Below are 8,287 nucleotides of genomic sequence, written 5' to 3' on the forward strand. Positions count from 1 at the left end.
AAAAAATGAGTGGGATTCCACGATATAATATATACAGTAAAAGGACCTTTGTATTCATATCGCTATGTCTGATATGTATTCTTTCGTATGGCCAGTCTCTTACTACCCTCAGGGGGACTGTAAGGGATGCCGTTACAAAAGAAAAGCTTTCATTTGTAACGGTTGTATTCGATAAGACTAATATCGGAACTTTCTCTGATGCCGATGGTGAATTCCGGTTGAGCAACAGGGCGAATCATACCAAAGTGACAGCCTCGCTTCTTGGCTATAAATCGAGTAGTTTTACAATACATCCGGGGGTAACTACTACCGAAGAAATATACCTCGAGCCCGAAGATAAGCAGCTGAACGAGGTGATTGTGAAGCCCAAAAAAGAAAAATATTCGAAGAAAAACAATCCTGCCGTTGAGCTTATCAAAAAGGTTATAGCTCATAAAGATAGCACCAATATTACATCAAAAAGCTATTACCAGTATAACGAGTACGAACGTTTGGTGATGGCTTTCAACGACTTCAAACCTGACAGAGGGCAGTTCAAAAAGCTGAAGTTTTTGCCAAATTACATGGACACTTCCATAATAGACAGCAAAGCCATTCTGCCGATTTCGGTGCGCGAAAAACTGACCGATGTATTTTATCGGAAAGATCCTAAAGATACCAGACGTATCGTAAAAGGTTATCAGCTACAAGGACTTGACCAATCGTTCGAGACTGAGGGGCTGGACGCTGTACTGAAAGAACTCTTTAAAGATATTTCTATATACGACAATTCTATAACCCTGCTGTTTCAGGAGTTTGTAAGCCCGCTGAGTTCCCATAGTTCGGTCAACTTTTACAAATGGTATTTGTCCGATACCGTTACAATGGATAATGACAGATATGTAAAACTCGATTTTGCACCTTTCAACTCGCGCGATATCGGATTCACCGGAAACCTGTATATTTCGCTCGATAGCATGTATGCGGTAAAGAGGGCTGTACTGCGAACACCCAAAAAGGCAAATCTGAACTTTGTGGATGAACTCATTATTACGCAGGATTTCCATAAAACAGCAGAAAATGCTTGGGTACCGGTAGAAGACCGTATGGCAATAGACTTGTCTTTGGTGAATACCATCAAGCTGTATGTGGATAAGACGCGTAAGTTTGAGAATTTTATTGTCAATCGTCCGATGAATCCTGTGTTTATACTGACGGCTCCCGAAGTATTCGAAAAGGATTACCTGAAGCGCAGTAAGACCTATTGGGCACAAAACCGTCCGCTGAAATATCAAAAAGATTTCAGAATGGACGAAATGATGGAGGATGTGAACAATGTTACCATACTGAAAGTATTGCTCAATGTAGGGAATGTGGTGGCAACAGGATATATTCCTCTGTCGAAAGATGAAGAGAAGAATAAGTTGGATATAGGAACAGTACAGACTTTCTATAGCTATAATAAGGTAGAGGGTAACCGCTTCCGCCTGACAGCAGCAACCACAAAGAATTTGCATCCGCACCTGTATCTGTATGGTTATGGAGCCTATGGTACGAGGGACAATAAATTCAAATATTATGCTGAGGCAACATGGGCATTCAATAAGATAAAGAATCATAAAGACGAGTATCCCAAGAATAACCTGACGATAGCTTATAAGTATGATATGAATACGCTGGGACAGCGTTTTACACAGGCTGAAAGGGATAATATACTGATGTCGATACAGTCGAAGAGCAATCAAAAACTGACATATAACCGTCAGACACAGATAGCATATGAAAAAGAGTATTACGGAGGCTTCTCATTTAAACTGACCGGACAAACGTTCAATGAAAGGCCGGCAGGTACTCTTCTGTTTGAGAAAATGAATGATGAAGGGGAGATTTACCCTGTCAGCAAAATACAAACGACTGAAGCTATGTTATCGTTACGTTATGCTCCGGGCGAAAAGTTTTTCCAGCAACGGCGCAAACGCCATTCCATTTCGTCACAGAAATTTATATTAACCCTTACCCATACTACTGCATTGGAAAATGTGTTTGGTGGCGAATATAATTATAATAAGACTTCATTTTCAGCATTTAAAAGCTTTTGGGTGCCGCCTTTCGGCAAACTGATCTTATCGGCACAGGCTGAAAAAATATGGGGAGAAACACCATTCCCATTCCTTATTACTCCGAGTGCCAATAACTCTTATACCATTCAGCGCGGAAATTATTATCTGATAGAGCCATTGGAGTTTGTGCACGATGCACAGGTTTCGTGGGAAGTGTATTATCACATGGGTGGATGGTTGTTCAACCGTATTCCTATTTTGAAATATCTGAAATGGAGAGAAGTCTTCGGATTCAGAGGATTCTATGGAGAGTTGAGCAATCGTAACAATCCTATACACAACCGTAATCTGTTGTTATTCCCGCAAGAAACATTTACTACGAGGAGCAAACCATATATGGAATATAATATCGGTATTGAAAATATATTCAACTTCTTCCGCATCGACTATGTGCGCCGCGTCAATTATCTCGATCATCCGAATATAGATAAGGACGGATTCAGAATATCATTCCAGTTCGAATTTTAAAATAAGCCCTGATCACAGAAACGTATCAGCTATGCGTTGCAGTACTTCCTGCGGATCGAGCGGATGGCGTTTAGGCGGATTTTTAGGCACTAATACATTAAGTCCCTGAGGTATTATCTTTACATTTATTTCTTTGCCCATCTGCACCGGATCGCCGTCTATGTGCATCATTCCTTCCTCTTCCCGCTTGATGGTTACTTCATTGGTGACTAGCTCGATCATTTTGCTATTCTCGTCTATTTTTTTCGTGAACAGTTGCAGCGAAGTCTGCGGAACATCGAGTATCGACAATGGTTTTAGAATAGCAATGTTCATCATCCCATCCTGTATGTCGGCATGAGGGGCTATGTGTGCATTATAACCATATTGTGAAGCATTGGCACATGTTACCACGAATGCCTTATCCTTTATAGTGCCTTCGGGACAAATGATCTCATAATTTTGCGGTTTCTGGCGGAAAAAGGTTTCCAGCATGTATTTGAAATACATAAATGATCCTCTGCTTTTTCTGCCCGATGACATTGCTGCTACTTCGGCGTCGAATCCTACACCGCAGGTGCAGAAGAATATATGTCCGTTCACCATGCCGTAGTCGATAGTGATAATATTTCCTTCGGTAACGACAGATAGTGCTTTCTTAACGTCGATAGGGATATTCAGGTCGCGTGCCAGTCCGTTGCCCGAACCGAGAGGTAATATACCCAATGCAATATCTGACCCTACAAGGGTACGGGCTACTTCATTTACTGTGCCGTCGCCGCCTACGGCGATTACATAGTCAGCTTTGTCTTCTATGGCCTGTTTGGCTATTTCGGAGCCATGTCCGGCATATCCTGTAATGAATATATGCACGTCAAATAAATGTGGGTCAAGGGTTTCTGCAATCCTGTGCGGGAGATTCTGTTTCGATGACGTTCCCGACTTCGGATTGATGATGACATATACTTTTTTCTTCGTTTCATCCATTACATTAAGCAAATGATTCGTTCTGCAAAAATAACATATTAACAATCAAAGACAAAATAAAAGGATGAAATTCGAGGTCTGTGTGGTCTGAGGTGAAAAGTGGGGGTTGCAGAGCCTAAAATCAGATGAGAGACAGTGTCAACTTTAAAGATTTAGAGAACTGCAAAAAACTTTATCTATAACCGGATGGCTGATAGCGATCGGAATTTTAGGTTAACTATTATTCATGCGAATCAGTATTTGAAATTATATGTTCGTTTATTTTCTACTGCGCGCAATCACAGATTGCTTGCATCCCTTTTGGCCTAAGCCCCAAAAGGAATCAAAAAGTCTTTAGCGCCCCGCTTCATAGGACGACCCGTAAAAGGGCTCAAAGGCTAAACAAAAAAACTCGCTTACAACTTTGTATTGTTCCAATCAACGGTTAAGCTCAAACACGTTTTTGTTTTACGCCTTTCTCACCCTACGGGTGCCCCGTCCATAAAGCTAACGGCGCGGGCTGACGCTCGATTGTCCCCTTCAGCCGATAAGCCGCTGACAAGTCGCTGAGGAGCGAAGCACTAGACTTTTGTTTACTTTTGGGCGATGTAAAAGTAAAAACAAGCACAAGAGTGCGCGTTAGACATGAGCTAAATCTATAAATCCCAGACTAAGATTGAGGTTATACAAATAGACTCCGCTTCGCTCCATCGAACGTTGTTTCATTACCTTTGTTACATTTTAGTTAAAATCATTCTCTTTTCTATAATGGCTATCAAAAAGTTATAATAATATGGCTATATTTGTTTTGTAAATGCTTAATACCTTGAAAAGCTATGTTGAATCCGTCTGAAATAGAGCAAATAGTCAATCTTGTAAAGAAGGAAGTTGTGCCAGCCATAGGTTGCACCGAACCGGTAGCTGTATCCCTGTGTGTAGCCAAAGCCACAGAAATATTAGGACAGCTTCCCGATAAAATAAAACTCTACCTGAGTGCCAATATCCTCAAAAATGCAATGGGCGTGGGCATTCCGGGAACAAAGATGGTAGGTTTGCCTATCGCTGTAGCTTTAGGGGCAATGATAGGTAAGAGTGAATATGGCTTACAGGTGTTGAAAGACCTGACTCCGGAGGATGTAGAGCGTGGTAGGCAATATATTGCTGAAAAGCGTATCGAAATATCGCTAAAGGAAGATATACAAGATAATCTTTATATAGAAGTACATTGCCTCAAAAATGATAATGAATCAGTCGCTATCATAAAAACGGCGCATACGAATTTTACTTATCTGGCGCTTAACGGAAATGTACTACTCGAAAAAGATTGCGTTGAGACAGAAGAGGAAGGCAGTGACGATATTGTACTTTCTTTCGAGAAAGTTCATGCATTTTCAACTACAGTTCCATTAGATAAAATCCGGTTTATACTACAAGCAGCAGAGCTGAACCGTGCTGCATCTGCATTATCGTCGCAGGGAAGTTATGGGCACAATGTGGGTAAAGTTGTAACAGGTACATTGGGTAAGCAGATATTCGGTGACTCTATTTTGTCGCATATCATGTCGCACACAGCGGCAGCTTGCGATGCACGTATGGATGGTGCTATGATTCCTGTAATGAGTAATTCGGGTAGTGGCAATCAGGGTATTACAGCCACGTTGCCGGTACTCAGCTATGCTTCTGACACCGATTGCAGTGAAGAACAGCTTATCAGGGCGTTGATGTTAAGTCATCTGACGGTAGTTTACATCAAACAGAAGCTCGGGCGGCTTTCTGCCTTGTGTGGATGTGTGGTAGCGGCTACAGGTGCCAGTTGTGGCATCACTTACCTGATGGGAGGTGATTACAGTAAGATTACCTTTGCAGTAAAGAATATGATCGCTAATATAACAGGCATGATCTGCGACGGGGCAAAACCGAGTTGTGCGCTTAAAATATCCAGTGGTGTATCTACGGCTGTCTTGTCGGCTATTATGGCTATGGAAAACGAGGTTGTCTCTTCTCTCGAAGGCATTGTAGACGATGATGTGGATAAGACGATAGAGAATCTTACATCTATCGGCTCTGAGGGGATGCGCGAGACCGATAAGCTCGTATTGAAAATAATGACGAGTAAATAGACTGGAAAACCGTCCGGCCAAATTTAGGGTTGACAGGTACACAAAAAGAAACCGGCCGATAAAATATCAGCCGGTCTTATATATTATATTTTAAGTGTTAGGCTTGAATATTCTCTCTAATCTTTTCAGCGATCTCCTCAAATTCGGTCTTATCCAGTTTTAGCTTAGGATTGGACAGCAGCATGTCCGATTCTTTATTGATAGGAATCAGATGGATATGCGCATGAGGAACTTCCATGCCAAGTACCATTGTGCCGATACGTTTGCATGGGATGGCTTTTTCGATGGCCTTAGCAATCTTTTTAGCGAAGATGTGCATTTCACCTACGGTGGTGTCATCCAAGTCGAACAGGTAATCTACCTCTTGCTTAGGTATAACCAGCGTATGACCTTTTGCCATCGGGTTGATATCCAGAAAAGCAAAGAATTTGTCGTTCTCAGCTATCTTGTAGGAAGGTATTTCGCCTGCTATTATTTTGCTAAAGATACTTGCCATTGTGCCGATCAGATTGATATGTTCAGTATTTCAAATGTCATTAAGCCTACAGGGACTTTTATTTCAGCCACATCCCCGACTTTTTTACCCATCAGTCCCTGAGCGATAGGAGTGTTGATAGCAATCTTGTTTTCTTTCAGATTGGCTTCACTCTCGGCTACAAGGGTATAGGTCATTTGCTGATTGTTCTTGGTATTGCGTATAGTTACCTTGTTCAGTATCTGAACCACATCGGTACCTATTGCATCCTCGTTGATCATTCTGGCATTAGCCAACAGGTTCTTCAGCTGAGCTATTTTTGCCTCCAACAGGCCTTGAGCCTCTTTGGCTGCATCATATTCAGCATTTTCAGATAAGTCACCTTTGTCGCGAGCCTCTGCTATTTGTTTTGATATAACGGGTCTTTCGCTTTCGAGGGCGCTTATTTCTTCTTTTAATTTCTTAAAACCGTCTTCGGTCATGTAAGAGATAGCCATGGTAATTGAAAATTAGTTAGCGACTATTTATGTTATTGTTTTTTAAAGCGATAAAAAGAAAAAGAATCCTTGCCGTATAGGCCAGAACTCCTTTTCCTTTTTCATCTTGTTATCTAGCAAAGATAAGATATAATTTCTATAATCTCAAAATTTATTGCAAGAGATTTACATTATTTTTTGAACTTCGGCGGTTAAATTGTCGTTTGGCGATAGCCTTTTAACAATATCTCCGTTCTTGTTAACTATAAATGTAGTAGGTAATCCTTGTATATTGAATTTAGTTATCAGTTCTGAATTAAGAGACTTGCTGTCTCTTACACAAATCCAGGGTAGGTTTACTGCGCTGTTCTGCCACAAATGAGGGTCTGAGTCCAGTGATACCTGATATACTTCGAGGTTGCCTTTATGCTTAGAATATACGTTGTTTATCAGAATGTTGTGTGCCGGAGAAAAGTCTGTCTGATATGCAGTGAAATCAAGTATGACTACTTTCCCTTTAAGCGATGACAGGCTTATATCCTGATTTTTAATATCAGGCAGCGATATATTATAGAATGTACTGTTATCAACAACGCCACTTTCGGTCAGTTTCTTTATTGTCTCCTGATCACTTGCAGCCTGTCTTATTTCAGATAGAGCCGATAGAGTAAAGGTTTTCAGATGAGCCGCTCTCGGGGATTTCGATTTATACTGATCCCATACAGTAGCTACAGACTGGAATGCACCGATATCTTTTTTATCGAATGGGTCGAAAATAAGGTAGCCATCCACTTTCTGAAACAAGGCAAAATAAGAAGCGAGACTGTTATAATCCGAGAATATCAGATTCTTTGCCTGAGTTTTATATTCATCTATAGCGCTGCGGAAGGCATTTATGTATTCTTCCTGAGATATATCTTTATTATCGTATTTCTTTTTCAGATCCGAAAAAGACTGTGTCAGTTTATTTTGGGCTATGACTACATCTTTTATTTTCGAAGAAGCATCAGATCCTTCTACACTATAGTCGAGGGCGAATGTTTTAGCCGGAGCTTTTACGGTTATAGTCTCTATAGAATCTACAGCCAGATTTATTGTTTGCCCATTCAATCTTAGCAGATAGAACTCAGCATATTCTAGGCTTGGCTCTTTGAATTTGAAGTTACCCTCTTTATCCAGTTTTGCAGAGTCGATAATTGTTGTCTCCGTCAGAGATCTTCTTTCCAGATATAACATGGTAGTATCGGCATCGCTGATTGTGCCTTCAATTATAAAATGAGGTTTCCTGTCTCCACAAGATAACAGGGTAAGTAATCCTATAGCTAATACTGTGAGCTTGGATAAAAGGGACGTTTTCATATATGATATATTTATATATAATGTTTAGTTCAGCAAAGATATTAATTATAATCAAATCTTATAAAACTTGCATTTTTTAATTTCATAATTATCTATATGTTGAAATCAGCAATTTTCTATGAATCTTTTTCTCTCTTTTAATGTGTTCATGATTAGGGAAGTATAATTTAGTTTTCTAAACTTTTCTAAAATACTTCTTTTTTTATTTTGTATTTAGTTATTTTATTCTTTATCTTTGCACCCGCTTTGGGACAGAACGGGCTCTGTAATGACAGGCCTTCCTTGAAGCATAAGAAGCGATCTTTGAAATCAATGATAACAAGAATAAAGAGTAGTACAAGAATA

At 40.3% G+C, this 8,287-nt stretch carries 6 protein-coding genes; 2 read left to right on the forward strand and 4 right to left on the reverse strand.

The window, feature by feature from the left end; translation table 11 throughout:
- Positions 1–5: 5 nt before the first annotated feature.
- Positions 6–2,567: a DUF5686 and carboxypeptidase-like regulatory domain-containing protein gene (locus M2448_RS07675; RefSeq protein WP_280645326.1), complete on the forward strand. Its 2,562-nt coding sequence runs from the start codon at positions 6–8 to the stop codon at positions 2,565–2,567.
- A gap of 12 nt (positions 2,568–2,579) precedes the next feature.
- On the opposite strand, the gene M2448_RS07680 is transcribed toward M2448_RS07675, so the two are convergent.
- Positions 2,580–3,533, reverse strand: coding sequence for a diacylglycerol kinase family protein (locus M2448_RS07680; protein WP_280645327.1), 954 nt, complete (start codon positions 3,531–3,533; stop codon positions 2,580–2,582).
- A gap of 818 nt (positions 3,534–4,351) precedes the next feature.
- On the opposite strand from M2448_RS07680, the gene M2448_RS07685 reads away from it, so the two are divergent.
- Positions 4,352–5,632, forward strand: coding sequence for an L-serine ammonia-lyase, iron-sulfur-dependent, subunit alpha (locus tag M2448_RS07685; RefSeq protein ID WP_280645337.1), 1,281 nt, complete (start codon positions 4,352–4,354; stop codon positions 5,630–5,632).
- 97 nt (positions 5,633–5,729) lie between these two features.
- Here the strand turns inward: M2448_RS07685 and M2448_RS07690 are convergent, their stop codons facing one another.
- From M2448_RS07690 to M2448_RS07700, 3 genes are all read right to left on the reverse strand, one after another.
- Positions 5,730–6,128: an HIT family protein gene (locus tag M2448_RS07690; RefSeq protein WP_280645328.1), complete on the reverse strand. Its 399-nt coding sequence runs from the start codon at positions 6,126–6,128 to the stop codon at positions 5,730–5,732.
- Between the two features lie 8 nt (positions 6,129–6,136).
- Positions 6,137–6,604, reverse strand: coding sequence for a transcription elongation factor GreA (greA, locus tag M2448_RS07695; protein WP_280645329.1), 468 nt, complete (start codon positions 6,602–6,604; stop codon positions 6,137–6,139).
- A gap of 165 nt (positions 6,605–6,769) precedes the next feature.
- On the reverse strand, positions 6,770–7,942 hold the full coding sequence (locus M2448_RS07700) for a TlpA disulfide reductase family protein (protein WP_280645330.1): 1,173 nt from the start codon (positions 7,940–7,942) through the stop codon (positions 6,770–6,772).
- Between the last annotated feature and the right edge of the window lie 345 nt (positions 7,943–8,287).

It is taken from the genome of Dysgonomonas sp. PF1-14 (genome assembly GCF_029892965.1).
Lineage (GTDB): Bacteria > Bacteroidota > Bacteroidia > Bacteroidales > Dysgonomonadaceae > Dysgonomonas.

Coding starts and splice junctions, on each gene's coding strand:
- M2448_RS07690 (WP_280645328.1), bottom strand. CDS start 6,128: ATGGCAAGTATCTTTAGCAAAATAATAGCAGGCGAAATACCTTCCTAC.
- M2448_RS07680 (WP_280645327.1), bottom strand. CDS start 3,533: ATGGATGAAACGAAGAAAAAAGTATATGTCATCATCAATCCGAAGTCG.
- M2448_RS07675 (WP_280645326.1), top strand. CDS start 6: ATGAGTGGGATTCCACGATATAATATATACAGTAAAAGGACCTTTGTA.
- M2448_RS07700 (WP_280645330.1), bottom strand. CDS start 7,942: ATGAAAACGTCCCTTTTATCCAAGCTCACAGTATTAGCTATAGGATTA.
- greA (WP_280645329.1), bottom strand. CDS start 6,604: ATGGCTATCTCTTACATGACCGAAGACGGTTTTAAGAAATTAAAAGAA.